The organism is Sphingomonas sp. PP-CE-3A-406, from assembly GCF_003688625.1.
Lineage (GTDB): Bacteria > Pseudomonadota > Alphaproteobacteria > Sphingomonadales > Sphingomonadaceae > Sphingomonas.
The window spans coordinates 95,060-119,923 of record NZ_RCWY01000003.1; the positions used below are offsets into that span (position 1 = coordinate 95,060).

Below are 24,864 nucleotides of genomic sequence, written 5' to 3' on the forward strand. Positions count from 1 at the left end.
CCAAGTAGGAGAGCGATATGCGGACCGAGCTCGATGCAGCTATGGATTCGACGATGGCCGCGCTGACCGCGCCCGACGGCATGCTCGCGCTCGGATCGGCCGAGCGGTTCGGCGTCACGCTGCCGACGATCGCCGCCGCCCCGCCCGCGCTCAGCTACTATTTCGCGCACTACGCCAACGAGCACCGCGACACCGTCTTCCTCGTCTCCGGCGCCGAACGACTGACCTTCGGCGAGGTCTACGCCGCCGCCGAGCGTTGCGCGCGTGCCCTTGTCGGCGGGTACGGCATCGCCAAGGGGGACCGAATCGGCATCGCGATGCGCAACTCGCCGTCTTGGATCGTTCTCTACATGGGCATCATCATGGCTGGCGGCGTCGTGACCCTGCTCAACGGCTGGTGGCAGTCGGAGGAACTGGAGACCGCGATCGGCGAAGTCGATTGCGCACTCGTGTTCGCCGATCCGCCGCGCGTGAAGCGCTTGGCGCAGATCGGGGGCCTACGCGCGCCGGTGGTCGAGATCGACGATTCGCGCGAACTCGACGCCGCGCTCGGAGCCGTGTTCGCAAAGGACGATCACACCGCCGACCTCCCGCTGCTCGGGCCGGAGGATCATGCCACCATCCTATTCACGAGCGGCTCGACCGGCCAGTCGAAGGGCGCGCTGTCCGAGCATCGCGCGATCGTGCAGGGCATCTTCAATTATCTCGGCCAGGTCATGATGATGGTCGGGATCGCCACCGCGCAAGGCAATCCGCCGGTCGGCCAGCCGGTCGCGCTGCTGACGATCCCGCTGTTCCACATCACCGGGGAAGTGCCGGTGTTCCTCCAGAGCTTCGCGATGGGGCGCAAGCTCGTGCTGATGCCGAAATGGGATGCAGGCGAGGCAATGCGCCTGATCGAGGCGGAGGGCGTCACCTATTTCGTCGGCGTGCCGCTGATGAGCTTCGAGATCCTCAACCACCCGGATCGCGCCAATTACGACCTGTCGACCGTCACCGATTTCGCCGCGGGGGGCGCACCCCGCCCGGTCGACCACGTCCGCCGCATCGACGAGGAAATGGGCGGAAGCGCACCGCTGATCGGCTACGGCCTGACCGAGACCAACGCGGTCGGCACGGGCAACTGGCGGACCAACTACCTCGCCAAGCCCAATTCCGCCGGCCGCCCCGGCGCGCCGCTGGTCGACCTCGCCATCCTCGACGATGCCGGCCACCCGCTCGACCAGGGCCAGCGAGGCGAAGTCTGCATCCGCACGATCTGCAACTTCAAGGAATATTGGAACCGTCCGGATGCGACCGCCGCGGCGTTCACGTCGGACGGCTATTTCCGCACCGGCGACATCGGCTACCTCGACGAGGACGGCTATCTCTTCATCGTCGACCGCAAGAAAGACATCATCATCCGCGGCGGCGAGAACATCTCGTGCCAGGAGGTCGAGGCGGCGTTGTACGAACACTCAGCGGTTGCGGAAGCCGCCGTGTTCGGCCTCGCTGACGAGCGCTTCGGCGAAGTCCCCGGCGCAGTGGTAGTGCCGCAGGACGGCGAAACGCTGACCCCGGACGACCTGACCGCGTTCCTCCACCAGCACATCGCCGCGTTCAAGATACCGCAGCAGATCTGGATTTCGGAAGAGCCGCTGCCAAGACTGGGGACGGAGAAGATCGACAAGGTCTCACTGAAGGCCACGTACCGAGCGCTGACCTGACTTCCCTCGCCCCTACGGGGAGAGGGAGGGAGGGGCCACTTGGCGACGGAAGGGAGAGGGGAGTGAGACCCCCGGCACGGCCCCGGAGACCCACTCCCCCTCATCCGACGCTCCGCGCCACCTTCTCCCCGTGGGGGAGAAGGATTAGAGCGCACCGATGATCAACAGGCGCAGCATACTCGTCGGCGGCGGCGCAGGGATTGGCCTTGTCGTCGCCTGGTGTCTCTGGCCACGAACCTACGCCCCAAACCTCGTCGCCAACCCCGGCGAAACCCCGTTCGGCGCGTGGCTCAAGATCGGCACCGACGGCCACGTCACCGTCGCCGTCCCGCAGGTCGAACACGGCCAGGGCGTCTACACGACCCTCCCCCAGATCGTCGCGGACGAGCTCGGTGCGGACTGGCGCACGATCGGCGTCGAGCCCGCCCCCCTTAACCCGCTCTACGCCAACCCAATCGGCACGCACGACCTGTTCGAAGGCGCGTTCGACCGCCTTCCGCAGGGCACGACGCAGCCACCGATGCTCACCGGCGGATCGAGCTCGATCCGGATGTTCGAGCAAGATTGTCGCGAGGCCGGCGCTGGCGCCCGCGCGCTGCTCTGCATGGCGGCCGCCAAGCGCTGGGATGCCGACTGGACCCAGGTCAACGTCGACGCCGGCTTCTGCACCTACCAAACCAAGCGCATCCGCTTCGCCGAACTCGCCGAGGAGGCCGCGAAGTTCACTTTCCCCGATCCCCTCCCGCTCGGCATCCAGGGCGCAGGCAAGCTTGTCGGCAAGTCGGCCCCCCGCCTCGACACGCCCTCGAAAGTCGATGGCTCGGCCAACTTCGCAGGCGACGTCCGCCTCGCCGACATGGTCCACGCCGCGATCCGTCAGGGCCCGGTCGGCGGGCGCCTGACAAAGGTCGACCGCGCCGCCGCCGACCGCATCCGCGGCGTGCTGTCGGTGGTCGAGAACCCGCGCTGGGTGGCGGCCGTCGCGACGACGGGGTGGGCCGCGCAAAAGGCGCTCGACGCGCTCGCCCCGCGATTCGAGAACGACGCCCCTCCCCCCGATACCAGGTCGATCGACGCAGCACTCGACGCCGCGCTAGCCCGTCCCGGCACGCAGATGGCCTCGGCAGGCGATGTCGCCGCAACCTTCCAGGGCGCCAGGCTCGTCACCGCGACCTACCGTGCCGGACTCGGCCTACACGCAGCGATCGAGACCCGCAGCGCGACTGCCTCCTTCTCGAACGGCCGCCTCGAACTCTGGCTGGCAACGCAAGCGCCGGGGCTCGCACGATCGGCAGCGGCACGCGCGGCGGACCTCAGCGAGGATGCCGTCGTCGTCCACCCGATGCTGATCGGCGGATCGTTCGGCGCCGCGCTCGAACACGATGTCGCCGAACAGGCGGCAGTGCTCGCGGTAAAGCTAAGACGCCCGGTCAGCCTCGTCTGGTCGCGCGGGGAAGATTCGCTCCACGATCACTACCGCCCACCCGCCGTCGCGAAGATGGCCGCACGGCTCGCCCCCAACGGCGCGATCATGGGCTGGAGCGCGAACATCGCAGCCCCCTCGACCGGCGCCGAGATGGCACGCCGGATGATGCCGGGCCTCGCGACCGAAGCCGCGCTGATCGGCGTCAAAGGCGACCGCTACGCCGTTGCGGGCGCGGCGCCGGTCTATCGCATCCCCGCCTATACGGTCGAGCATCACCCTGCCGAGATCGGCATCCCGACCGGCCACCTCCGCGGTGGCGCGCATGGCTACACCGCGTTCTTCACCGAATGCTTCCTCGACGAACTCGCACGCACGGCGCAGTCCGAACCGATGTCGTTCCGCATCGCCATGCTCGGCGGCGAACCGCGACTCGCGCGCTGTCTCTCGACCGCGGCGGCGCTCGGCGGCTGGGACGGCGGCGTCGCCGGCAGCGGCCAGGGCATCGCCGCCCACGCCTTCCGCGGCAGCTACATCGCGGTCATGGCGGAGGCGCACATCGGCGCGGACCAGCGCCCGGTGGTCGACCGCCTCGTCGCCGCGGTCGATTGCGGTGCACAGATCAACCCCGACATCGTCCGCCAGCAGATCGAGGGCGGGCTGATCTTCGGCATGGCCGCCGCGCTCGGCGCCTCGACCGGCTTCACCCGCGGCCTCGCCGACGCGCGCGGGTTCGACAAGATCGGCCTGCCAAGGCTCGCCGACACGCCCGACATCACCGTCGAGGTCATCCGCAGCGACGAAGCGCCCGGCGGCGTCGGCGAACTCGGCGTCCCCGCGGTCGCGCCGGCGATCGCCAACGCGCTCTATGCGTCAACGGGCTTCCGCATCCGCAATTTGCCTTTAAGACCAGCGCCATGACCCTGCCCCCCGATCACCCCCCGATTCCGAAACCCAAGATCGGCGTCTTGCTGATGAATCTCGGCACGCCCGATGGCCCCGATGCGAAATCGGTGAAGCGCTATCTCGGCGAGTTCCTGTCCGATTCGCGCGTCGTCGAGATCCCGCAGATCGCGTGGCAGCCGATCCTGCGCGGCATCATCCTCAACACCCGTCCGAAAAAGTCCGCGCACGCCTATTCGCAGGTCTGGCGCGAGGACGGCTCGCCGCTGGCTGCGATCACGCGGTTGCAGGCCGCGGCGTTGAAGGATTCGTTCGGTCCGGAAGTGCTGGTCGACTGGGCGATGCGTTACGGCAATCCATCGATCTCCGACCGGCTGACCGCAATGAAGGCGGCAGGCTGCGAGCGCATCCTGCTCGCGCCGCTCTACCCGCAATATTGCGCAGCAACGACCGCGACCGCGAACGACAAGGCGTTCAAGCATCTCGCCGGTCTGCGCTGGCAGCCGGCGATCCGCACGCTGCCGCCTTACTATGACGACACGCTCTATATCGACGCGCTGAAGGACTCGCTCGAAGAGGGGCTCTCCGCGCTCGATTTCACCCCCGACGCGATCGTCGCCAGCTTCCACGGGATGCCGAAGCGGACGTTGCAGCAGGGCGATCCGTATCACTGCCACTGCCAGAAGACCGCGCGGTTGCTCGGCGAGCGGATGGGGCGCGAGTTGACGATCGCGTTCCAGTCACGGTTCGGGCCGCAGAAGTGGCTGGGGCCGGCAACCGACGAGACGCTCGTCGCGCTCGCCAAGGCGGGCAAGACCAAGGTGGCGATCTTCGCGCCGGGCTTCTCCGCCGATTGCCTGGAGACGCTCGAGGAACTGTCGATCCGCGGTCGCGAGAGCTTCGAAGAGGCTGGCGGGACGCACTTCGCCTATCTGCCCTGCCTCAACGACAGCCCGGTCGGCGTGGAAATGTTGCGCAGCATTTTGGCGCGCGAGCTTGAAGGATGGGTGCGGGCTGGCTAGCCTCCCACAAAACACTGAGGAGAGAGACTGATGGCACGCGTCGCAATTGTAACCGGTGGTACGCGCGGAATCGGCGAAGCGATCAGTCTCGCATTGCAGGATATGGGCCTGACGGTCGCTGCCACCTATGCCGGCAACGATGACCGCGCGCGCGAATTCACCGAGCGCACCGGGATCAAGGCGTACAAGTGGGACGTCGCCGACTATGATGCGTGCCAGGCCGGCTGCGCGCAGGTCGCCGCCGATCTGGGCGACGTCGACATAGTCGTGAACAACGCCGGCATCACCCGCGACGGCACCATCCTGAAGATGACGTACCAGGATTGGAAAGAGGTGATGGACACCAATCTTGGCGGTTGTTTCAACATGGCCAAAGCCGTCTTCCCCGGCATGCGCACGCGCAAATGGGGGCGGATCGTCAACATCGGCTCGATCAACGGCCAGGCGGGGCAGTACGGCCAGGTGAACTATGCTGCGGCCAAGTCCGGCATCCACGGCTTCACGAAGGCCTTGGCCCAGGAAGGCGCGCGTGCGGGCGTAACCGTCAATGCAATCGCGCCGGGGTATATCGATACGGACATGGTCGCGGCGGTGCCGGCCGACGTTCTGGAGAAGATCGTGGCCAAGATCCCGGTCGGACGCTTGGGCCAGGCGACCGAGATCGCGCGCGGCGTGGCGTTCCTGTGCTCGGAGGAAGGCGGGTTCGTTACCGGGTCTACGCTGAGCATCAATGGCGGTCAGCACATGTACTGACGGGCGCAGGCGCGGCAACGTCCGCGCCGATGCCCGCGAGCAAAGCGAAGCGGGCAGCACCCGGCACGGCCGGCGGGTCGGCCAGGCCGAACCCGTCCGACGGCGGCGCTGATTAGATGTCTACCGGATTACAGAGGACGGTCTTGCTTGATCCTGGGCCCCCGCCTTCGCGGGAGAACGGGCAAGGGTAGCGCTGCTTACACTGAACCCCACAGCGTCCGCGGCGAGCAAGGATGCCACCGCAAAAGCCTGGTAACCTACTCCCCCTCCCCGGAGGGGAGAGGGCTAACGCCCGTTCAACCTACGCCCCCTCCAAAATCACCCGTCGCTAGCCCGCTCGATATCCGCACCAACCGCGCTCAGCTTCTCCTCAAGCCGCTCATACCCACGGTCGAGGTGATACACCCGGCCCACAGACGTCTCGCCATCCGCCGCCAACCCCGCCAAGATCAAGCTCATCGACGCCCGCAGGTCGGTCGCCATAACCTGCGCACCGACCAGCTTGTCGACGCCGCGGACCATCGCGGTGCGGCCGTGGACCTGAATGTCCGCGCCCATCCGTGCCAGTTCGGGCACGTGCATGTAGCGGTTCTCGAAGATCGTCTCGGTCAGCATGCTGGCGCCGTCGGCCATGCAGAGCATCGCCATGAACTGTGCCTGCATGTCGGTCGCGAAGCCGGGGTACGGCGCGGTCGAGAGGGTCAGGGGTTGCAGCTTGCCGTCCGATGCGACGCGCACGCCGTCCTTGGTCGGCGTCACCGACACGCCCGCCTCGACCAACGCATCGATCGTCGCGCCCATGTCCGGGATCGACACGCCGACCAGTTCCAGGTCGCCGCCGGTGATCGCCGCAGCACAAGCGTAACTACCCGCCTCGATCCGGTCGGGCATTACCGCATAGGTCGCGCCATGCAGTCGGTCGCGGCCTTCGATCGTCAGCGTCTCGGTGCCGATCCCGTCGATCGACGCGCCCATCGCGACGAGACAGTTGCACAGGTCGACGATCTCGGGCTCGCGCGCGGCGTTCTCGATCACGCTCGTACCCTTGGCGAGCACCGCCGCCATCACGACGTTCTCGGTCGCGCCCACCGACACGATAGGGAAGCGGAAGCGTCCGCCCGGCAGGCGCCCCCCCGGCGCGATCGCCTTCACATAGCCCGCGGCCATCTCAAGTTCGGCACCGATAGCCTCAAGTGCGCGCAGATGAAGATCGATCGGCCGGTTACCGATCGCGCAGCCACCCGGCAGCGACACCGTCGCCTCGCCGCCGCGCCCGAGCAACGGCCCGAGCACCAGGATCGACGCGCGCATCTTCCGCACGATGTCGTACGGCGCTTCGGTCGAGGTCAGATTGCCCGCGCGGATCGTCATCACCCGACCGAAATCCTCTGGTCGCGTCCCCTGGATCGCGGTCGACGCGCCTAACTGGTTGAGAAGATGTCCGAACCCGTCGACATCCGCCAGCCGCGGCAGATTGCGGAGCGTCAGCGGCTCTTCGGTCAGCAGCGCGCACGGCATCAGCGTGAGCGCTGCGTTCTTCGCGCCGGAGATGGGCAGGCGCCCGGACAGGCGATTGCCGCCGCGAATGAGAATACGGTCCATCCCGGGTGTCTATCGCGGCTGGCGTTCTGCGCAAGGGCCGCGCATCGATCGGGCGACGGGCGGATGCTGCCCGGGGGTCAAGTCCCGCATTGGGACCGCCCACTGCTTCCGTAGCGCTAACACCCCCGCTTGATCGACTTTAATGCGCGGAAATCCTAGCTTTGCTCTGTGGTTCTCGAACATTGGGGACCATTACAGAGTGCCGGACAGCTGCTTCGCCGACCGCGTCGGCGATCTCATCGACCTGTCGATGAACGAGAAGGCTGCGTTAGCGCGGTTGGAGGAGCGCCCGCGAGACTTGCGTCGCGGTGCCGTCCTCGTGCGCGAAAATGATCCGCAGGCCGAACTCTTCATCCTGCAGCGCGGCATGGCGATGAGCTATGTGCTGCTCGACGACGGCAGCCGCCAGATTCTGCGCTTCCTCTATGCCGGTGACATGCTGGCGGTCTCGGCGCTGGTGTACCGCGACTCTCCCGAAACGGTGGTCGCGCTGACCGACTGCACGGTGTGTTCGTTCGATCGCTCGGCGATGACGGGGCTCGTCACTGATCACCCGCGGCTGTCGGCGCTGATCATGGTGATGAACCAGATGGAGAAGGTCGCACTTACCGACCGTCTCGCCGCACTCGGTCGTACCTCGGCCAAGGCGCGGATCGCGGCTTTGCTGCTCGAGATGCGCAACCGACTGCGGATGCGCGACCGCGCGATGGGCGACAGCTTCATGCTCGGGCTAACGCAGGAGGAGATCGGCGACGCGACCGGGCTCACCGCAGTCCACGTCAACCGGATGCTGCGGCAGTTGGAGGAAGATGGGCTGATCCGTCGCGAGACGGGCAGGGTTACGTTGCTCAACGAAGTGCAACTCGCGCAGGCTGCGAACTACATCGACCGATTCGACGGGCTGGACCTGCGCTGGTTGCCACCGGCGCGATAACTGGCGATCCTCCCAGCCAGTGGGGGGGGGGCGCCGGAGGCGCCGCAGGGAGAGGTAAGCGATGACCTCTGCTCCGTGCCCTCCCCCTCCGTCTGGAAAGAGCCAGCCACCTCCCCTAGCGGGTGAGGATCAGCACGGGTCAACCCAAACGATAAGGCTCACGCCTTCTCGAGCGTGCACTGCAACGGGTGCTGGTTTTGCTTGGCGAAATCCATCACCTGCGACACCTTGGTCTCGGCTACCTCGTAGCTGAACGTGCCACACACGCCCACGCCCTTCTGGTGGACGTGCAGCATCACACGCGTCGCCGCCTCCATATCCATCCGGAAGAACCGCTGGAGGCACAACACGACGAACTCCATCGGCGTATAATCGTCGTTGAGCATCAGCACACGGTACGGCGTCGGCTGTTTGGTCTTCGCGCGCGTCTTGGTCGCGATGCCGGCGCCGGTGCCGCCATTGCCATCCTCGCCACCATCGTCGCGGCGCTCGGCCATCTGCTCGCCCGTCCGCCGGGGAGTCGTCATTTCAGGGGTCAAAAGCATGCCGTCGAAATATGGCATGCCGGGGGGCAAGAGCAAGGGGGGCGCCCGCAAACCTCGCGCGAAATCCGCAACGCAAAAAGGGCGACCGTCGCGTGACGGCCGCCCCTTTCGTATCGCATCGCCCGAGGGCGGCGCGCTATCGACTTATGCCGAGATTTTCATCTTGTCTGTCGCGACCGCAACGCGGTTCGAGATCGGCTGCGCGAACTCGCCGAACATCTTCAGCAGACGCTCGGTCGAGCGCGAGCCTTCGGCGATCATCGTGTCGAACGCGGTACGCGCATAATCGCCCTGGAGCTTCATGAACTCGGTCGGCGACTTGGCGGCAGCGAGCGTCTTGGCGGCTTCGGTCGCGCTCTCGAACGAGGTCTTGGCGTACTCAGCAGCTTCGTGGCCGAGCGCCTCGACATTCTTCGCGGCGATCTTCGACGATTCGACCAGCGCCTCGATGTTTCCCTTGCCGAATGCCGTCATGTCCTCGACCATCTTCGCCGACTTCTCCATCGCGCCCTTGGCCTGCTCGGTGAACTCGCTGGTCGTGGTGCCGCTGAACCCGTTGGTGAACAGGGCCTTGGTCTTCTCGGTGATGCTCTGGATCGTGTCCATCGTGGCGTCCTTTGTGTCGCTAGCTGGGATCCCCGTTGGCGCGACGGCCATAATCGGGGCGGGAGAGTCTGGTTGCGGCGATACAAAAGCAGCCGCGGGAGGAGTGTCGATCGCCGGCGTCTTGGCGACCGGCCTGGGTGCCGGTTGTGCCGGCTTGGCGACGGTCCGATAAGCCTTCGCGGTGGCGGCAGGCTTCGAACCGGTCTTGGCCGTCCGTTTCACGATATCCACCATCCACGCACCTCTCTTCGGAGTTATGTCGCGATCCTTCTACACGATTCGCGGCGGCGCACAATGAATTTGTGCACTGCACCATGACGTTTACGGAAGTCGGTGTTATCGGGTTTTGACGTATTCCCCCGGCGCATCGCCGAGCGCCGCGAGACCCCCTGTTCCAGGTTGTCTAACGCCTTTGGCCGCAACGGTTTTTGGATCGATCGCGCGGACCCATTCGACCCAGTCCGGCCACCAGCTTCCCTCGGTCTCGGTCGCCCCTGCAACGAAGTCCTCGAGCGTCGTATGCGCCGAGGGATTGGTCCAAAACTGATACTTGCCTGCCGCCGGCGGGTTCACGACTCCGGCGATGTGGCCCGACCCCGCCAGCACGAATTTCAGCGGCCCCGCGAACAGCTGGGTCAGCTTCCACACGCTCTCGGCCGGCGCGATATGATCCTCGCGCCCCGCCTGGACGTAAGCGGGTGTCGTCACTTTGGTGAGGTCGATCGGCGTCCCGTCCACCGTCATCGTACCCGAGACCAGCAAATTGTCGCGATAGAGATCGGTCAGATAGCTCAGATGCCATTTCGCCGGCAGGTTGGTGGTGTCGCCGTTCCAGTGGAGCAGGTCGAACGGCACGTAATCCTGCCCCAGCAGGTAATTCTGCGTGACGTAGTTCCAGATCAGGTCGCGCCCACGGAGCAGGTTGAACGTCGTCGCCATGTAGCGCCCGTCGAGGAACCCCTCGGGTGACAGCGACGCGACCATCTTCAACTGCTCGTCGTCGATGAAATGCCGCAGCTCGCCCGCCTGCGCGAAATCGACCTGCGCGGTGAAGAACGTCGCGCTAGCCACCTTCGCGGCCTCGCCCCGCGCCGCCAGCAGCGCCAGCGTTGCCGCCAGCGTCGTCCCCGCCACGCAATAGCCGATCGTATGCACCGCCGGCACGTCGAGCGCGGCGCGAACCGTGTCGATCGCCTCGACCTGCGCGCCGACATAGTCGTCCCAGACCACGTCCTTCATGCTCGAATCGGCGGATTTCCACGACACCATGAACACGGTGATGCCCTGCTCGACCGCCCAGCGGATGAAGCTCTTCTCCGGCGTCAGGTCGAGGATGTAGAACCGGTTGATCCACGGCGGAAAGATGACGAGCGGCGTCGCCAGCACGCTCTCGGTGGTCGGGCGGTACTGGATCAGCTCGTAGAGCGGCGTGCGTTTTACCACCTTGCCCGGCGTCATCGCAAGATTGCGCCCCAGCTCGAACGCGCCGTCGGGCGTATGCGTCACCTGCCCGCGGGCAAGATCCGCCATCATGTTCTGCAGACCTTTCAGCAGGTTCTCGCCGCGCGTCTCGATCGTCTTCTCGATCACCTGCGGGTTGGTCAGCGCGAAATTGGTCGGGCTCATCGCATCGACGAACCCCTTGGTCGCAAACCGCAGCTGCTCCTTCTGCTTGGGGTCGAGCCCGTCGACCGCCTCGACGCCGCGGAGCATGTGGTCGCCGATCAGCTGATAGCTCTGCCGGATCAGGTCGAACACCGGCTCGCGCCACTGCGGCGCCTTGAAGCGCTTGTCGGTGACCGGCGCGGGGTCGGGCGCCTTGGCCGGATCTAGAAAGCGCTGCCACAGCGTCAGGCTCTCAGTCCAGAAATCGCGCGCGCGTTCCAGCGTGGCGGGGTCGGTGAAGCCTGGAATCGCGGGAATACCCTCGGGCTTCACCTGCATCGCCGCGAGCCCCTGCTCCATCATCATCTGCTGCGCACGCCCCATCACCCACGTCCAATGCTGGAGATCGGGGAGGGTCGGCGTGGAGGCGTCGGGAGGAGTATCGGCCATGGCATCCTCTGCTTTTTCGGGAGCTTAACGCAGACGCCGGCTCGGCGGAAGCATGGTCACATCGACGATTGTTGGTCGCAGGAAACTCAACGATCCTCCCCCGCCAGGGGGAGGTGGCTGGCCCTTGCCAGACGGAGGGGGAGGACACGGAGCAGAGGTTGCGCCTGCCTCCCCCTCCGTCACCTTCGGTGCCACCTCCCCCTTGCGGGGGAGGATCGAAAATGGAGCCCAGCCAGAATACCCCAGCTTTCGCCCCCTCGACGAATGAGGCGGATGACGCCCTCGCTCACCTGCGGTACAGCACCCACTCCTCCAGCTAGAGGCTGATCATGTCCGAAGACTTCTACCGCATCAAACGCTTACCCCCCTATGTCATCGCCGAAGTGAACGCGATGCGGGCGGCGGCGCGCGCGGGCGGGGAGGACATCATCGATCTCGGCATGGGCAATCCCGACCTGCCGCCCCCCGAGCACGTCATCGAGAAGCTCGTCGAAGTCGCGCGCAAACCCAGCGCGCACGGCTATTCGCAGTCGAAGGGCATCCCCGGGCTCCGGAAAGCCCAGGCGAACTATTACGGCCGCCGCTTCGGCGTCGACGTCGATCCCGAGACCGAAGTCGTCGTGACGATGGGCTCGAAGGAAGGCCTCGCGAGTCTGGCCACCGCGATCACCGCGCCCGGCGACGTCGTGCTCGCGCCGAACCCGTCCTATCCGATCCACACCTTCGGCTTCATCATCGCCGGCGCGACGATCCGCGCGGTGCCGACCACGCCGGATGAGGCGTATTTCGAGAGCCTCGAGCGCGCGATGGCGTTCACCGTCCCCGCGCCGTCGGTGCTGGTGATGGGCTATCCGTCGAACCCGACCGCCGAAGTCGTCGACCTCGCCTTCTACGAGCGCGTCGTCGAATTCGCGAAGAAGCACAAGCTGTGGGTGATCTCCGACCTCGCTTATTCGGAGCTGTATTTCGACGGCAAGCCGACCCCCTCGATCCTCCAGGTCCCCGGCGCGAAGGACGTCGCGATCGAGTTCACCTCGCTCAGCAAGACCTATTCGATGGCCGGTTGGCGGATGGGTTTCGGGGTCGGCAACAAGACGCTGATCGCGGCGATGACGCGCGTGAAGTCGTACCTCGATTACGGCGCGTTCACCCCGATCCAGGCCGCCGCCTGCGCCGCGCTCAACGGCCCGCAGGACATCGTCGAGCGCAACCGCCAGCTCTATCACAAGCGCCGCGACGTCCTGGTCGAGAGCTTCGGCCGAGCCGGCTGGGACATCCCGAGCCCCCGTGCGAGCATGTTCGCCTGGGCGCCTTTGCCACCCGCACTCGCGCATTTAGGTAGCCTTGAGTTCACGAAACAATTGCTGACTCACGCGCACGTCGCGGTGGCTCCAGGGGTCGGCTATGGCGAAAACGGCGAGGGCTATGTGAGAATCGCGATGGTCGAGAACGAACAGCGGCTCCGCCAGGCGGCGCGCAACGTGAAGAAATATCTCCAGTCGATGGGTGTCAACACGCCCGCGCGTGGCTCCGGCTGACCTTCGCCAGCGTGGATATCAATCCGTTATATTCGGTGGCCGGTGTGCTCGTCGGCCTCATCGTCGGGCTGACGGGTGTCGGTGGCGGGTCGTTGATGACGCCGCTGCTGGTGCTCGTCTTCGGCTTCCACCCCGCCACCGCGGTCGGCACTGACCTGCTCTACGCGTCGGCGACCAAGACGGTCGGCACGACGGTGCATGGCTGGCGCGGTACGGTCGACTGGCAGGTCGTGCGACGACTCGCCACCGGCAGCGTCCCCGCGGCGATCGCGACGCTGCTGGTGCTCAACCATCTCGGCGAAAAGTCGTCCGGCACCGGCCACGCGATCACGGTCGTGCTCGGCGTGACGCTGATCCTCTCGGCAGTCGCGACGTTCTTTCGCGGCAAGATCGTCGCGTGGCTGACGCCTCGCATCGGCACGGTCGGCGGCGAGCGTCAGGCGATGCTGACGATCCTGCTCGGCGCAATCCTCGGCGTGCTCGTCTCGCTGACCTCGGTCGGCGCCGGCGCGCTGGGCATGACCGCACTGTTGATCCTGTACCCGACGCTGCCGATCAACCGGCTGGTCGGGTCGGACATCGCCCATGCCGTACCGCTGACGCTGCTCGGCGGGATCGGCCACTGGATCCTCGGCTCGGTCGACGTCGACCTGCTCGTGTCGCTGCTGATTGGATCGATTCCCGGCATCATCGTCGGCAGCCTGATCGCGACGCGCGTCTCCGACCGCGTGCTGGTCCCAGTACTCGCGACCGTGCTGGCGCTGGTCGGCGTGAAGCTGATCTTCTGACGTGCGGTCAGGGTTCGCCTTCTCGGCCAGGTTCCGCGTGCGCTATGCCGAGATCGACGGTCAGCGCATCGTCTTCAACTCGCGCTATCTCGAATATGCCGACGTCGCAGTCACCGAGTTCTGGGAATGGACCGGGATCGCGGAGGCTCTGCCGGACGTGTGGCCGACCACCGAGTTCAACGTCCGCCGGACCGAGATCGATTACCTCAAGCCGTTCCGTCTCGGGGACACGGTGGAGGCGTTCGTGCGGATCGAGAAGCTTGGGACGACCAGCCTGACGAAGCGGTTCGAGCTCGCGCATGCGGAGACGGGGGAATTGCACACCGTCATCACCATGGTCAGCGTGCACGTCGATCTTGAGACCGGCCGCCCGGTAGCTCTGCCGGACACGATCCGCACGGTGCTGGAAGCGCTGCCCGCCCAATAAACCTTAGATAGCATGTTCCCCCGCGAAGGCGGGGGTCCAGACGGGGCTCCCGCCTTCGCGGGAGAACAAGGAAGAGGGCGAAGGCAGTTACTCCGCCGCCTCAGCCTCCACCCCATCCCCGGCCACCTCGCCCGGAAGCGCCCAGATCAGATCACCCTTCCCGAGCACGCGCCCGTCATGCGACCGCACCGACACTGGCTGCAACGGACGCCGATCGCGGGCGTCGACCAGGATCGGGAACGCCGGCACGCACGTCTCCCACCGCTCGCCCCACTGCCGCAGCGCAATCATCGTCGGCAGCAGCGCGAAACCCTTGTCGGTCAGACCGTAGGCGATCTTGCGTCGATCCTCCGGGATGGGCTGCCGCTCCAAAATCCCGTGCTCGACCAGCCGCGCCAGCCGGTTCGCGAGGATATTGCGCGCGATCCCCAGTTCCGACTGGAACTCCTCGAAATGATGCAGGCCATTGAACGACGCGCGCAGGATCAGGAACGACCAGCGCTCGCCCATCGCCTCCAGCGCGGCGGGCAGGCTGCATTCCAGCAATGGTTCGCGCAACTTGCCCATCACGTCATCCTCATCCGCCGCGAGCGTACCGCATAACCCGCCGAAGCGAAACGCCCCGCTTATCCTGCGTTATGCCCCCCGCCCGCGAACGACTGACGCAGCCACTAGATCACAGTGATGCGACGCTTTTTGTTGCCAAAAGTCCCCGCCCGGCCCCATCTACGGTCCGTGCTGCGCCAATATGAACTGGTCGATCGCGTCCTCGACTACGATCCCGACGCCGACGAGGCGATGCTGAACCGCGCCTATGTCTTCTCGATGCAGGCGCACGGGTCGCAGAAGCGCGCGAGCGGCGATCCGTATTTCAGCCACCCGATAGAAGTGGCGGGTATTCTCACCGACCTGCACCTCGACGCGGAGACGATTGCCACCGCGATCCTCCACGACACGATCGAGGATACGGTTGCCACGCCCGAGGAGATCGAGCGACTGTTCGGCGCTTCGGTCGCGCGCCTCGTCGATGGTGTGACGAAGCTCAGCAAGATCGAAGCGCAGACCGAGAACGAGCGCGCCGCTGAAAATCTGCGCAAATTTCTGCTCGCGATGTCCGACGACATCCGCGTGCTGCTGGTAAAGCTCGCCGACCGCCTCCACAACATGCGGACGCTCCATCACATCTCGAAGCCCGAGAAGCGCCGTCGCATCGCCAAGGAGACGATGGACATCTACGCGCCGCTCGCCGAGCGGATCGGCATGTACGAGTTCATGCGCGAGATGCAGTCGCTCGCGTTCGAACAGCTCGAGCCCGAAGCGTCCGAATCGATCAACCGCCGCCTCGAACAGCTCAAGCAGGGCGACGGCGACCGCATCGCCAAGATCGCATCGGGCCTGAAGCTGGTCCTGTCGCGCGCCGGGGTCGAGGCGGATATCTCGGGCCGCGAGAAGCACCCCTATTCGATCTTCCGGAAGATGTCGGAGCGGCACATCAGCTTCGAGCAGCTGTCCGACGTCATGGCGTTCCGCGCGATCGTGCCGACCGAGGAGGATTGCTACCGCGTGCTCGGGATCATCCACCAGCGCTGGCCGATGGTGCCGGGCCGGTTCAAGGATTACATCTCGACGCCCAAGCGCAACGGCTATCGCTCGCTGCACACCTCGGTGATCCACGCCGACAGCGCGCGGATCGAGATTCAGATCCGCACCGCTGACATGCACGCACAGGCCGAGTTCGGGCTGGCGGCGCACTGGGCCTACAAGCAGCAGATCAACGGCAGCGACCGGCAGGTCAGCTGGATCCGCGACCTCGTCGAGATCCTCGATACCGCCGAGAGCCCGGAAGAGCTGCTCGAACACACGCGGATGGCGATGTACACCGATCGCATCTTCGCGTTCACGCCGAAGGGCGAGCTGATCCAGCTCCCCAAGGGCGCGACCTCGATCGACTTCGCCTACGCGGTGCACACCGACCTCGGCGACCAAGCGGTCGGCGCGAAGGTCAACGGCCGCGTCGTGCCGCTGTCGACGGTGATCGAGAACGGCGATCAGGTGCAGATCCTGCGATCGAAGGGGCAGTCGCCGCAACCGCAATGGCTCAACGTCGCGACCACCGGCAAGGCGCTTGCCGCGATCCGCCGCCACCTCCGCCAGAAGGAGCGCGTCGAGCAGATCGCGCTCGGCCAGACCTTGTACGAGGATATCGTCACCCGCCTGCCCGCGCAGATCGGCACCGATGCACTCAGCCACGCGCTGAAGCGGCTGAAGCTGCCCGACGATTCGTCGCTGATGGTCGCGATCGCGCGGCGGACGCTGTCTGATGCCGCGGTGATGGAAGCACTGATGCCGGGTTCGGCGGGCGCGGACGTGACGCATGCGCTTGCCCCGCAATCGAGCGCGATCTCGATCAAGGGCCTCACCCCCGGCGTCGCCTACGATTTGGCAACGTGCTGCCATCCGGTACCGGGCGATCGCATCGTCGGGTTGCGCCGGCCCGATGCGGGGATCGAGGTCCACGCGATCGACTGCAAGGTCCTCGCCGAACTCGCCGAGCGATCGGAAAACGAGACCGACTGGGTCGACGTTGCCTGGGGTGACGAGACCGAGGGCGCCGTCGCGCGGATATCGGTGATGGTGAAGAACGAACCGGGCTCGCTCGGCATCGTCTCGACGATCATCGGCGGGCACAAGGCGAACATCATCAACCTGCGGCTCGATACGCGCGACAAGAGCTTCCACACCAACGAGATCGATGTCGAGGTGCATGACGTGCAGCAACTCATGCGGCTGATGGCAGGGCTGCGCGCGGCGGATGCGGTGCACACCGTGGAGCGGGTGTAGAAACATCCGACGATGACGGCGGGCGCGACGGACGCTAGACGGGACAGATGAACCGTCCGTCCCTTTCGATAGTCGTCCCCTGCTATAACGAGGCGGCATGCCTCGACATCCTGCACGCGCGCATTTCCGGCGCGGCCAAGGTCGCGGTCGGCGACGATTACGAGATCGTCCTCATCAACGACGGCTCGCGCGACGACAGCTGGCCCGTGATGCAGCGCCTCGCTGCCGCCGACCCGCGGCTGGTCGCGATCAACCTCTCGCGCAACCACGGTCACCAGCTCGCGCTGACCGCCGGCCTGGACCTGTGCGCGGGCGAGCAGATCTTGATCATCGACGCCGATCTCCAGGACCCCCCCGAACTCCTGTCCGACATGCGCGCGGCGATGGCGGCGAGCCAGGCCGACGTCGTCTACGCAGTGCGCCGCCAGCGCGCGGGCGAGACGGTGTTCAAGAAGGCGACCGCCGCCGCCTTCTACCGCCTGCTGACCCGGATGACCGAGACGCCGATCCCGCTCGACACCGGCGACTTCCGCCTGATGAGCCGGCGCGCGCTGGACGCGTTCCTGTCGCTTCCCGAACAGGCCCGCTTCATCCGCGGGATGGTCGCCTGGATCGGCTTCAAGCAGGTGCCCTTCCCCTACGATCGCGCCGAGCGTCTCGCGGGCGAGACGAACTACCCGCTGGCGAAGATGATCCGCCTCGCGTTCGACGCCGTCACCGGCTTCTCGACCGCGCCGCTGCGGTTCGCCAGCCATGCGGGGCTCGCGCTGACCGGCGTATCGCTGCTCCTGTTCGTCTACATCGCGATCGGCTGGCTCTCGGGCAGCGCGGTGCAGGGCTGGACCTCGACGATGCTGGTCACCGTGTTCCTGGGCGCGGTGCAGATGTTCGTGCTGGGGATGATCGGCGAGTATCTCGGGCGGCTGTACGTCGAGTCGAAGCGCCGCCCGCTGTATATCGTTGCCGACGTTGCGGGGCCGATCCAGGGCAAGGCGACACTCGGATTCCGCGCGGAGCCGGTCGAGGCCCCCCTCCCCGACCGTCTCGAGCCTGCTGTTACCGCGGCGTCACCGCCCAAAGGTTAGGATAAGGTCACACCAAGAAACACTTCGACCGGCCGTGAATATGGGTCTTCATCGTCATACGCGTGCAAAGCCGGTCGGCGCCTGGGGTACACAGGCGATAGTGACGGCCTGAACGAACCGGATGACGAGCATGACACCGGCGGGGTGTGTAGGACAGCGGGAAATGCCCCGGTCTTCGCCTGAGAACGGGAAGAAGGCGGTACGTCCCTTGAGTGTCAGCGCGGCACCGCCAGCGTCACGATCGAGACGCCCGGGGTCATCGGCAGGCGACCGACCATGTGGCGTTCCAGGCGGAAGATCTTCTCGAACAGCGCGTTTACCAGCTTGGGTGGCGGGGAGTCGTCGCTGTCGTCGCGGCCCGAAAGGCGTCCGGCGATCCGCGCCGCCGCCGCCAGCGGGAACAGCAGCGAGTTGAAATAGCCGAGCTTTTCCGGCTTCAGGCCCGCCGTCTCGATCGCTGTCTTGAGCGTGGCCTTCGAATAGCGGCGGTGGTGGTGGTTCACGGTGTCGTGTGCGCTCCACATCCACTGGTGCGCCGGCACCGCGATCAGTATCTTGCCGCCGGGCGCGAGGCAATCCGCCATCGCCTTCAGCGCGGCGACGTCGTCCTCGATATGCTCGACCACGTCGAGCACTGCGATCAGGTCGTAGTGCGCGCGGGGAACACCCGGCAGCTCGGGCAAGGGCGCTGCGCCGACCGGCTTGCCGAGGCGTTCGCTGGCGATCTCGCGCGCCGCGGGATCGATCTCGATCGCGTCGATCTCGCCGAACTCGGCCAGCATCGGCAGGTTGTGGCCGGTGCCGCAGCCGATCTCGAGGATCTTCGCGTCCTTCGGCAACGCACCGTAGCGGGTCAGGTAATCGGCCAGGATGTCGCGGCGCGCGCGGTACCACCAGTGGGTGGAATCGTGGGCGGCCATCCGGTCGTAGACGATGCGGTCCATCAGTAAGTCGTCCAGTTCGTTGGCAGCATCAGTTGAAAACCCAGAGACGGTTGAGCACGAAACTCACGATCGCCGCGAGCAGCACGGCGGGGACGAGCGGGATCCACGGGTGCAGGTGGAACACTGCGGTGCCGACCCACGTGATCAGCGCGTTGAGCGCCAGACCTGCGCCCTGGACGATCACGAACTTCACATGCCGCCCGGCGCCCGGCTCCTTGGCGTGCCCCTTGAAGCTCCAGCGGCTGTGCAGGAAGAATCCGACCACGACGGCGACCACGAAGGCGAACGGCACCGCGGCCACCGCCTGGCGTGGCGGAAAGACATACGCGGTCAGCGGCAGGTAGACGAGCGAATACACCACGCTGGAAATCCCGCCGGCGATTCCGAAGCGCACGAGCTGGCCGAGCATGCCGCTCGCCCGTATCTGCTCCATCTGTCGCCAAATCGCCTGCATGCCCGCCTTGTTCTTTACCGATACCGCGATAGAGCGGCGCCGAAGACAAGCCCGCGCATCTAGTGTGCGTGCGGGCAGGAGGAAAGCGTTTTGGATCAGGCCCCCGCTTCTCGACAGCGCACGCTGCTGGACGAACTCGACCGGCATTGGATCGCGTTGACTTTGCTCGCCTGGGTGGCGGTGGCGGCGTGGTCGATGTTCGATCGCTGGGGCCAGATCCGCTGGCTGTCGCTCGGCGATACCGACGACAACATGCGGCTGATGCAGGTCCGCGCGCTGCTCGACGGCCAGGGCTGGTACGATCTGCGCAACTACCGGATGAACCCGCCGGTCGGCTTCGACATCCACTGGAGCCGGATCGTCGACCTGCCGATCGCCGGGCTGATCCTGTTCTTCCGCCTGTTCACGAGCAACAGCTGGGCGGAGCGGCTGGCCTGCGGGATCGCACCGTTGCTGCCGCTGTCGATCGCGATGCTGGGGATCGGCGCGACCGTGCGGCGGCTGATCAGCCCGTACGCTTGGCCCCTCGCAGTCGTGATCATGGTCGGCGCGACCGGCACCATGCTGATGTTCATGCCCGAGCGGATCGATCATCACGGCTGGCAACTCGCCATGCTGAGCCTGACGGTGGCGGGGCTGTGCGATACCAACGGGCGTCGCGGTGGCGCGATGGTCGGGCTCGCGAGTGCGGTGTCGCTGTCGATCGGGCTCGAGCTGCTGCCGTATGCGGCGATGGCGGGGGCGATCATCGCGCTTCGCTGGGTGTGGGACCGGTCGGAGGCCGAGCGGCTGTCGATCTATGCGCTGACGCTCGGCGGCGGCAGCACGTTGGGGTTCGCACTGTTCGCGTCGAACGCCAACCAGGCGATGCGCTGCGATGCGCTGACGCCGGTATGGCTGAGCGTAATGATCGCGGCGGGGATGCTGCTGTTCCTGCTGGCGCGTTTCGGTCCGGCGTCGCGGGGCGCTCGGCTAGCACTGGCGGTCGTGGCGGGTGCGGCGATCGTCGCGGGGTTCGCGCTGGTGTTTCCACAATGCCTGGGGCGGCCCGAGGGGATCTCGCCCGAGCTGCAACGCAACTGGCTGGACAATGTCCGCGAGGCCAAGCCGATCTACAAGCACAGCTTCCGCGTCGGGTTCGCGCTGGCGACGCTGCCGATCATCGGCCTGATCGGGGCGATCCTTGCGGCTTGGCGTGCGCGTCGCGACGACCGAGCCGTCGGCTGGGCGGCGGTGGCGCTGTTCACCGCGTTCGCGTGCGCGATGCTGCTGTGGCAGGTTCGCGCCGGACCGGCGGCGCAATTGCTGGCGATCCCGGGGGCGACCGCGCTCGGGTGGCTGATCCTGCCGCGGCTGCTCGGCAACCGGTCGGTGGCGGTGCGCGTGCTGGGGACGGTCGGTGCGTTCCTGATCGTGTCGGGACTGTTTGCCGGAATGGTGATCCAGTATTTCCCGATCGACCGGCCGAAGCCGTATGAAAAGCGCGTCAACATGGCGACCGGCAATTGCCTGCGGACGACCGTGCTGCTCGCGCTGAACAAATACCCCGCGCAGACCGTGTTCACGTTCGTCGACATGGGGCCGCGGTTGATCACGATCACGCATCATGACGCGGTGGCGGGGCCGTATCACCGCAACGGCGATGCGATCCTCGATGTCCAGCATGCGTTCGGGGGGACGCCAGACCAGGCGCATGCGATCATCAGGCGGCATGGCGCGACGATGCTGTTGCTGTGCCCCAATGCGGCGGAGTCGACCAACTACAAGGCGCGCAGCCCGAAGGGGTTCTATGCGCAGATGGCGAACAACGATGTGCCGGCATGGCTGACGCCGCTACCGCTGCCGGCGAAGTCGCCGTTGCGGTTGTTCAAGGTGGACTGAACCACCACCGTCATCCCCGCGGAGGCGGGGACCCATATCCTCTGAAGTCAGTGATAGATCGCACGGTCAGCCAGTATGGGTCCCCGCCTTCGCGGGGATGACGACTGGAGTTACGGCGAGTTAGCGCAGCACCTCGGTCAGGCCGTCGATCACGAACTGCACGGCCAGCGCGGCCAGCAGCACGCCGAGCAACCGTGTGATCACCGCCTCGATCTTCGCGCCCAGGATCCGCATGATCGGGCCGGCCGCCAGCAGCGCGACCAAGGTCAGCAGCAGGATCGTCACCATCGCGCCGAGCACCACGGCCGAGCGCTCGAGCCCGCTGTTGCGGCTCATCAACAGCATCACCGACGCGATCGAGCCGGGGCCCGCGATCATCGGCATCGCCATCGGGAAGATCGAGACGTCCTCGACCTCGGGATCGCTCGCCACCTTGGCGGCACGGTCCTCGCGGCGTTCGGTGCGCTTTTCGAACACCATTTCGAGCGCGATCAGGAACAGCATGATGCCGCCGGCGATCCGGAAGCTGGCGAGGCTGATGCCCAGACCCTTGAGCAACGCCTCGCCGAACAGCGCGAACACGAACAGGATCGCCGCCGCCACGCCGACCGCGCGCATCGCCATCGCGCGCTTCTGCACGGTCGAGGCACCGGCCGACAGACCCGCGTAGATCGGTGCACAACCGGGCGGATCGATGACCACGAAGAACGTGATCAGCGACGAGATGTAGAGCTCGATCACAGTGCGGCCTCGTCGATGGCGACGCCTTCGCGACGATCTGCGGATACCAGCGTGTTGCGGAGCAGGCAGGCGATCGTCATCGGCCCGACGCCGCCCGGCACCGGCGTGATCGCGCCCGCGACCTCAGCCGCACTGGCGAAATCGACGTCGCCGACAAGGCCGGCGTCGGTGCGGTTGATGCCGACATCGATGACGGTCGCGCCGGGTTTCAGCCAATCGCCCTTGATCATCTCCGGGATACCGACCGCCGCGACGACGATGTCGGCGCGGCGGATATGCGCGGGAACGTCCTTGGTGCGGCTATGGACGACGGTCACGGTGCAGCTTTCGCGGAGCAGCAACTGCGCCATCGGCTTGCCGACGATGTTCGAGCGACCGACGACGACCGCTTCGAGCCCGCTCAGCGAAGGCAGCACGCTCTTCAACAGCATGACGCAGCCGAACGGCGTGCAGGGGACGAAGCCGGGCAGACCGGTCGCGAGGCGGCCGGCGTTGATCGGGTGGAAGCCATCGACGTCCTTGTCGGGGTCGATCGCAGAGATGACCGCCTGCTCGTCGATATGCTTCGGCAGGGGTAGCTGGACGAGGATTCCGTCGATCGCCGGATCTGCGTTGAGCGTCGCTACCAGGGCGAGCAGGTCTTCGGCGGGGACGTCGGCGGGAAGGCGGTGCTCGATGCTTTCCATCCCGGCTTCGCGCGTCGCCTTGCCCTTCGAGCGGACATAGACGTTGGAGGCGGGATCCTCGCCGACCAGCACCACGGCGAGGCCGGGCGCGCGGCCTGCCTGCGCCCTGAAGGCGGTGACGCCGTCTGCGATACGGGCCCGGAGGCCGGCGGCGAAGGCCTTGCCGTCGATGATGGTCGCGCTCATGCCCGCGGCCCATAGAGCGCGGACGCGATTTCCGCCAGTACGGTGGAGCCGCCCTCGATGTGCAGGCGCTTAAGCCGCGCGGTTTCGCCGGAGACGATCGTGACGGCGCGCTTGGGTACGCCGAAGGTCTTGGCGACGAGCGCGACCAGCCCGGCATTCGCGGCGCCATCGACGGGGGCTGCTGCCAGCCTCGCGGCAAAATGCTCGGGCGTTCCGGCGGCGAGTGCGTCGCGACCACCGCGCGGCGTTACCCGGACGGCGATCGCGAGGCCGTCATCGACCGCGCGCCAGGCTGTCGGCCCTATCAATAGGCTGCGACGAGGTAGTTCTGCGCGATGTTCGGGATGACGATGTTGGTCAGGATGTAGAGGATCAGCAGCACGACCAGCGGCGACAGGTCGAGCGCGCCGAAATCGGGGAGCACGCGGCGGATCGGGCGATAGAGCGGCTCGGTGATCTTCTGCAGCGCGTTCCACACCGTGCGGACGAAATCGCTGTGCGTGTTGATGACGTTGAACGCGATCAGCCACGACAGCACCGCCTGGATGACGATGACCCACCAGACGAGGTTGAGCAGCAACTGGACGATCTGAAGAAGGGCGATCAAGGCAAGGGTCTCCGCTGGTGTGGTCCGGATATAAGGTGGCCGAGGGAGAACGAGAAGGCCTGTGGTGTCGCTGGCCTGCGCCCGGTGATTCGAGCCGCACCCTCTCCCTCAAGTTCCCGTCATCCTGGGCTTGACCCAGGATCCAGAGTCGCAAACGTTACCCTGGCGGCTCTGGATCCTGACTTTCGTCAGGATGACGGGCGTGAGAGGCGACCTCCTACCGCGAGCGCCCGTTCGCGCTGACCAGCGTGCCCGCGCCCTGCTTCGTAAAGATCTCCAGCAGCATCGCGTGGGGTACGCGGCCGTCGATGATCACTGCGGCATCGACGCCCGATTCGACCGCCGCGACGCAGGTGTCGAGCTTCGGGATCATGCCGCCGGTCACCGTGCCGTCGGCGCGGAGTTCGGCGATCCGCGCAGGATCGAGGTCGGTCAGCAGTTCGCCCTGCTTGTCGAGCACACCGACGATATCGGTCAGCAGGAAGAACCGCGCGGCACCCATCGCGGCGGCGATCGCGCCCGCCATCGTGTCGGCATTGATGTTGTAGGTGTGGCCGTCGGCGCCGATGCCGATCGGGGCGATCACCGGGATGATATCGGCCGCGATCAGCGTGTCGAGGATCGTCCGGTCGACTGCGATCGGCTCGCCGACGAAGCCCAGATCGACGTGCCGCTCGATCCCCTGGAGCTTGTCGGGCTCGCGGCCGTGGCCGACTTTCTGCGCGAGGACGAGGCCGGCGTCCTTGCCCGAGATGCCGACCGCGCGACCGCCCGCCTGGCCGATCCAGCCGACGATCTCCTTGTTGATCGAGCCCGCCAGGACCATTTCGGCGATCTGCGCGGTCTCCGCATCGGTGACCCGCAGGCCGTCGACGAAGCGCGATTCGACGCCGAGACGCTTCAACATCGCGCCGATCTGCGGCCCGCCGCCGTGCACCACCACTGGGTTGATGCCGACCGCTTTGAGCAGCACCATGTCCTCGGCGAAATCGCGCTGCAGCTCGGGATCGCCCATCGCGTGGCCGCCGTACTTCACGACGAACGTCTTGCCGGCGTAACGCTGCAGATACGGCAGCGCCTCGGTGAGCGTTTCCGCCTTGGCGAGCAGGGCGGGATCGGGCGTGTGATCGGTCATCC

At 66.4% G+C, this 24,864-nt stretch carries 23 protein-coding genes; 11 read left to right on the forward strand and 12 right to left on the reverse strand.

The window, feature by feature from the left end; genetic code table 11:
• Positions 1-17: 17 nt before the first annotated feature.
• The 4 genes from C8J44_RS12375 (at position 18) to phbB (ending at position 5,807) form a co-directional block, all read left to right on the forward strand.
• The gene (locus C8J44_RS12375; RefSeq protein WP_121904802.1) at positions 18-1,706 is read left to right on the forward strand and encodes a class I adenylate-forming enzyme family protein; all 1,689 of its coding nucleotides are present in this window, start codon (positions 18-20) and stop codon (positions 1,704-1,706) included.
• Positions 1,707-1,863: 157 nt separating this feature from the next.
• Positions 1,864-4,050 (forward strand): xanthine dehydrogenase family protein molybdopterin-binding subunit, encoded by a 2,187-nt coding sequence (locus C8J44_RS12380; protein ID WP_121904803.1) that lies wholly within the window; start codon positions 1,864-1,866, stop codon positions 4,048-4,050.
• On the forward strand, positions 4,047-5,054 hold the full coding sequence (gene hemH / locus C8J44_RS12385) for a ferrochelatase (protein WP_107954106.1): 1,008 nt from the start codon (positions 4,047-4,049) through the stop codon (positions 5,052-5,054). The genes C8J44_RS12380 and hemH overlap by 4 nt, the downstream gene beginning before the upstream one ends.
• 30 nt (positions 5,055-5,084) lie before the next feature.
• Positions 5,085-5,807 (forward strand): acetoacetyl-CoA reductase, encoded by a 723-nt coding sequence (gene phbB / locus C8J44_RS12390; protein ID WP_056066403.1) that lies wholly within the window; start codon positions 5,085-5,087, stop codon positions 5,805-5,807.
• A 318-nt stretch (positions 5,808-6,125) separates the two neighbouring features.
• Here the strand turns inward: phbB and murA are convergent, their stop codons facing one another.
• Positions 6,126-7,409 (reverse strand): UDP-N-acetylglucosamine 1-carboxyvinyltransferase, encoded by a 1,284-nt coding sequence (gene murA, locus C8J44_RS12395; RefSeq protein WP_056053418.1) that lies wholly within the window; start codon positions 7,407-7,409, stop codon positions 6,126-6,128.
• 250 nt (positions 7,410-7,659) lie between these two features.
• Between murA and C8J44_RS12400 the strand changes: the two genes are divergently transcribed.
• Complete coding sequence (locus tag C8J44_RS12400) at positions 7,660-8,343, forward strand: Crp/Fnr family transcriptional regulator (protein ID WP_243645425.1); 684 nt, start codon at positions 7,660-7,662, stop codon at positions 8,341-8,343.
• A gap of 158 nt (positions 8,344-8,501) precedes the next feature.
• On the opposite strand, the gene clpS is transcribed toward C8J44_RS12400, so the two are convergent.
• The 3 genes from clpS to C8J44_RS12415 form a co-directional block, all read right to left on the reverse strand.
• Positions 8,502-8,840, reverse strand: coding sequence for an ATP-dependent Clp protease adapter ClpS (gene clpS, locus C8J44_RS12405; protein WP_056053421.1), 339 nt, complete (start codon positions 8,838-8,840; stop codon positions 8,502-8,504).
• Between the two features lie 192 nt (positions 8,841-9,032).
• Complete coding sequence (locus C8J44_RS12410) at positions 9,033-9,494, reverse strand: phasin family protein (RefSeq protein ID WP_259466844.1); 462 nt, start codon at positions 9,492-9,494, stop codon at positions 9,033-9,035.
• A 336-nt stretch (positions 9,495-9,830) separates the two neighbouring features.
• A complete protein-coding gene (locus C8J44_RS12415; RefSeq protein WP_121904805.1) occupies positions 9,831-11,549 on the reverse strand; it encodes an alpha/beta hydrolase in 1,719 nt (572 codons plus the stop codon).
• 329 nt (positions 11,550-11,878) lie between these two features.
• On the opposite strand from C8J44_RS12415, the gene C8J44_RS12420 reads away from it, so the two are divergent.
• From C8J44_RS12420 to C8J44_RS12430, 3 genes are read left to right on the forward strand one after another with little or no spacing between them, the layout of a single operon-like run.
• Positions 11,879-13,087 carry an LL-diaminopimelate aminotransferase gene (locus C8J44_RS12420; protein WP_121904806.1) on the forward strand — a complete coding sequence of 403 codons (1,209 nt, stop codon included), beginning with the start codon at positions 11,879-11,881 and terminating at the stop codon, positions 13,085-13,087.
• A gap of 11 nt (positions 13,088-13,098) precedes the next feature.
• Positions 13,099-13,875 (forward strand): sulfite exporter TauE/SafE family protein, encoded by a 777-nt coding sequence (locus C8J44_RS12425; protein WP_121904807.1) that lies wholly within the window; start codon positions 13,099-13,101, stop codon positions 13,873-13,875.
• A 1-nt stretch (position 13,876) separates the two neighbouring features.
• On the forward strand, positions 13,877-14,302 hold the full coding sequence (locus C8J44_RS12430; RefSeq protein WP_121904808.1) for a thioesterase family protein: 426 nt from the start codon (positions 13,877-13,879) through the stop codon (positions 14,300-14,302).
• An 87-nt stretch (positions 14,303-14,389) separates the two neighbouring features.
• On the opposite strand, the gene C8J44_RS12435 is transcribed toward C8J44_RS12430, so the two are convergent.
• Complete coding sequence (locus C8J44_RS12435) at positions 14,390-14,869, reverse strand: helix-turn-helix domain-containing protein (RefSeq protein ID WP_121904809.1); 480 nt, start codon at positions 14,867-14,869, stop codon at positions 14,390-14,392.
• 168 nt (positions 14,870-15,037) lie between these two features.
• On the opposite strand from C8J44_RS12435, the gene C8J44_RS12440 reads away from it, so the two are divergent.
• Both C8J44_RS12440 and C8J44_RS12445 read left to right on the forward strand, forming a co-directional pair.
• Positions 15,038-17,143: a bifunctional (p)ppGpp synthetase/guanosine-3',5'-bis(diphosphate) 3'-pyrophosphohydrolase gene (locus C8J44_RS12440; RefSeq protein ID WP_121904810.1), complete on the forward strand. Its 2,106-nt coding sequence runs from the start codon at positions 15,038-15,040 to the stop codon at positions 17,141-17,143.
• A gap of 47 nt (positions 17,144-17,190) precedes the next feature.
• A complete protein-coding gene (locus C8J44_RS12445) occupies positions 17,191-18,228 on the forward strand; it encodes a glycosyltransferase family 2 protein (RefSeq protein WP_121904811.1) in 1,038 nt (345 codons plus the stop codon).
• 215 nt (positions 18,229-18,443) lie between these two features.
• Here C8J44_RS12445 and C8J44_RS12450 read toward each other — a convergent pair whose 3' ends face one another.
• Together C8J44_RS12450 and C8J44_RS12455 are read right to left on the reverse strand one after the other, a co-directional pair.
• On the reverse strand, positions 18,444-19,172 hold the full coding sequence (locus C8J44_RS12450) for a bifunctional 2-polyprenyl-6-hydroxyphenol methylase/3-demethylubiquinol 3-O-methyltransferase UbiG (RefSeq protein ID WP_121904812.1): 729 nt from the start codon (positions 19,170-19,172) through the stop codon (positions 18,444-18,446).
• Positions 19,173-19,200: 28 nt separating this feature from the next.
• Positions 19,201-19,605: a GtrA family protein gene (locus C8J44_RS12455; RefSeq protein ID WP_259466845.1), complete on the reverse strand. Its 405-nt coding sequence runs from the start codon at positions 19,603-19,605 to the stop codon at positions 19,201-19,203.
• Positions 19,606-19,716: 111 nt separating this feature from the next.
• Here C8J44_RS12455 and C8J44_RS12460 point away from each other — a divergent pair, with 111 nt between their 5' ends.
• Complete coding sequence (locus C8J44_RS12460; protein WP_259466846.1) at positions 19,717-21,507, forward strand: AcrB/AcrD/AcrF family protein; 1,791 nt, start codon at positions 19,717-19,719, stop codon at positions 21,505-21,507.
• A 120-nt stretch (positions 21,508-21,627) separates the two neighbouring features.
• Here the strand turns inward: C8J44_RS12460 and C8J44_RS12465 are convergent, their stop codons facing one another.
• The 5 genes from C8J44_RS12465 to argB all read right to left on the reverse strand — a co-directional run bounded on the left by C8J44_RS12465 (position 21,628) and on the right by argB (position 24,862).
• The gene (locus C8J44_RS12465; protein WP_056053460.1) at positions 21,628-22,248 is read right to left on the reverse strand and encodes a MarC family protein; all 621 of its coding nucleotides are present in this window, start codon (positions 22,246-22,248) and stop codon (positions 21,628-21,630) included.
• Complete coding sequence (folD, locus tag C8J44_RS12470; protein WP_121904813.1) at positions 22,245-23,120, reverse strand: bifunctional methylenetetrahydrofolate dehydrogenase/methenyltetrahydrofolate cyclohydrolase FolD; 876 nt, start codon at positions 23,118-23,120, stop codon at positions 22,245-22,247. Before folD ends, C8J44_RS12465 begins: the two co-directional genes overlap by 4 nt.
• Complete coding sequence (locus C8J44_RS12475; protein WP_259466847.1) at positions 23,117-23,428, reverse strand: DUF167 domain-containing protein; 312 nt, start codon at positions 23,426-23,428, stop codon at positions 23,117-23,119. The genes folD and C8J44_RS12475 overlap by 4 nt, the downstream gene beginning before the upstream one ends.
• On the reverse strand, positions 23,425-23,727 hold the full coding sequence (locus C8J44_RS12480; RefSeq protein ID WP_060526004.1) for a YggT family protein: 303 nt from the start codon (positions 23,725-23,727) through the stop codon (positions 23,425-23,427). The genes C8J44_RS12475 and C8J44_RS12480 overlap by 4 nt, the downstream gene beginning before the upstream one ends.
• A gap of 217 nt (positions 23,728-23,944) precedes the next feature.
• Positions 23,945-24,862 (reverse strand): acetylglutamate kinase, encoded by a 918-nt coding sequence (gene argB, locus C8J44_RS12485; protein ID WP_060526005.1) that lies wholly within the window; start codon positions 24,860-24,862, stop codon positions 23,945-23,947.
• Between the last annotated feature and the right edge of the window lie 2 nt (positions 24,863-24,864).

What these genes read in the sequence shown, in the direction of transcription:
- C8J44_RS12380 (WP_121904803.1), top strand. Translation starts at nt 1,864, where the DNA reads ATGATCAACAGGCGCAGCATACTCGTCGGCGGCGGCGCAGGGATTGGC.
- C8J44_RS12400 (WP_243645425.1), top strand. Translation starts at nt 7,660, where the DNA reads ATGAACGAGAAGGCTGCGTTAGCGCGGTTGGAGGAGCGCCCGCGAGAC.
- C8J44_RS12415 (WP_121904805.1), bottom strand. Translation starts at nt 11,549, where the DNA reads ATGGCCGATACTCCTCCCGACGCCTCCACGCCGACCCTCCCCGATCTC.
- C8J44_RS12450 (WP_121904812.1), bottom strand. Translation starts at nt 19,172, where the DNA reads ATGGACCGCATCGTCTACGACCGGATGGCCGCCCACGATTCCACCCAC.
- argB (WP_060526005.1), bottom strand. Translation starts at nt 24,862, where the DNA reads ATGACCGATCACACGCCCGATCCCGCCCTGCTCGCCAAGGCGGAAACG.
- folD (WP_121904813.1), bottom strand. Translation starts at nt 23,120, where the DNA reads ATGAGCGCGACCATCATCGACGGCAAGGCCTTCGCCGCCGGCCTCCGG.
- phbB (WP_056066403.1), top strand. Translation starts at nt 5,085, where the DNA reads ATGGCACGCGTCGCAATTGTAACCGGTGGTACGCGCGGAATCGGCGAA.
- hemH (WP_107954106.1), top strand. Translation starts at nt 4,047, where the DNA reads ATGACCCTGCCCCCCGATCACCCCCCGATTCCGAAACCCAAGATCGGC.
- murA (WP_056053418.1), bottom strand. Translation starts at nt 7,409, where the DNA reads ATGGACCGTATTCTCATTCGCGGCGGCAATCGCCTGTCCGGGCGCCTG.
- C8J44_RS12375 (WP_121904802.1), top strand. Translation starts at nt 18, where the DNA reads ATGCGGACCGAGCTCGATGCAGCTATGGATTCGACGATGGCCGCGCTG.
- C8J44_RS12445 (WP_121904811.1), top strand. Translation starts at nt 17,191, where the DNA reads ATGAACCGTCCGTCCCTTTCGATAGTCGTCCCCTGCTATAACGAGGCG.
- C8J44_RS12435 (WP_121904809.1), bottom strand. Translation starts at nt 14,869, where the DNA reads ATGGGCAAGTTGCGCGAACCATTGCTGGAATGCAGCCTGCCCGCCGCG.
- C8J44_RS12410 (WP_259466844.1), bottom strand. Translation starts at nt 9,494, where the DNA reads ATGGACACGATCCAGAGCATCACCGAGAAGACCAAGGCCCTGTTCACC.
- clpS (WP_056053421.1), bottom strand. Translation starts at nt 8,840, where the DNA reads ATGGCCGAGCGCCGCGACGATGGTGGCGAGGATGGCAATGGCGGCACC.
- C8J44_RS12420 (WP_121904806.1), top strand. Translation starts at nt 11,879, where the DNA reads ATGTCCGAAGACTTCTACCGCATCAAACGCTTACCCCCCTATGTCATC.
- C8J44_RS12455 (WP_259466845.1), bottom strand. Translation starts at nt 19,605, where the DNA reads ATGGAGCAGATACGGGCGAGCGGCATGCTCGGCCAGCTCGTGCGCTTC.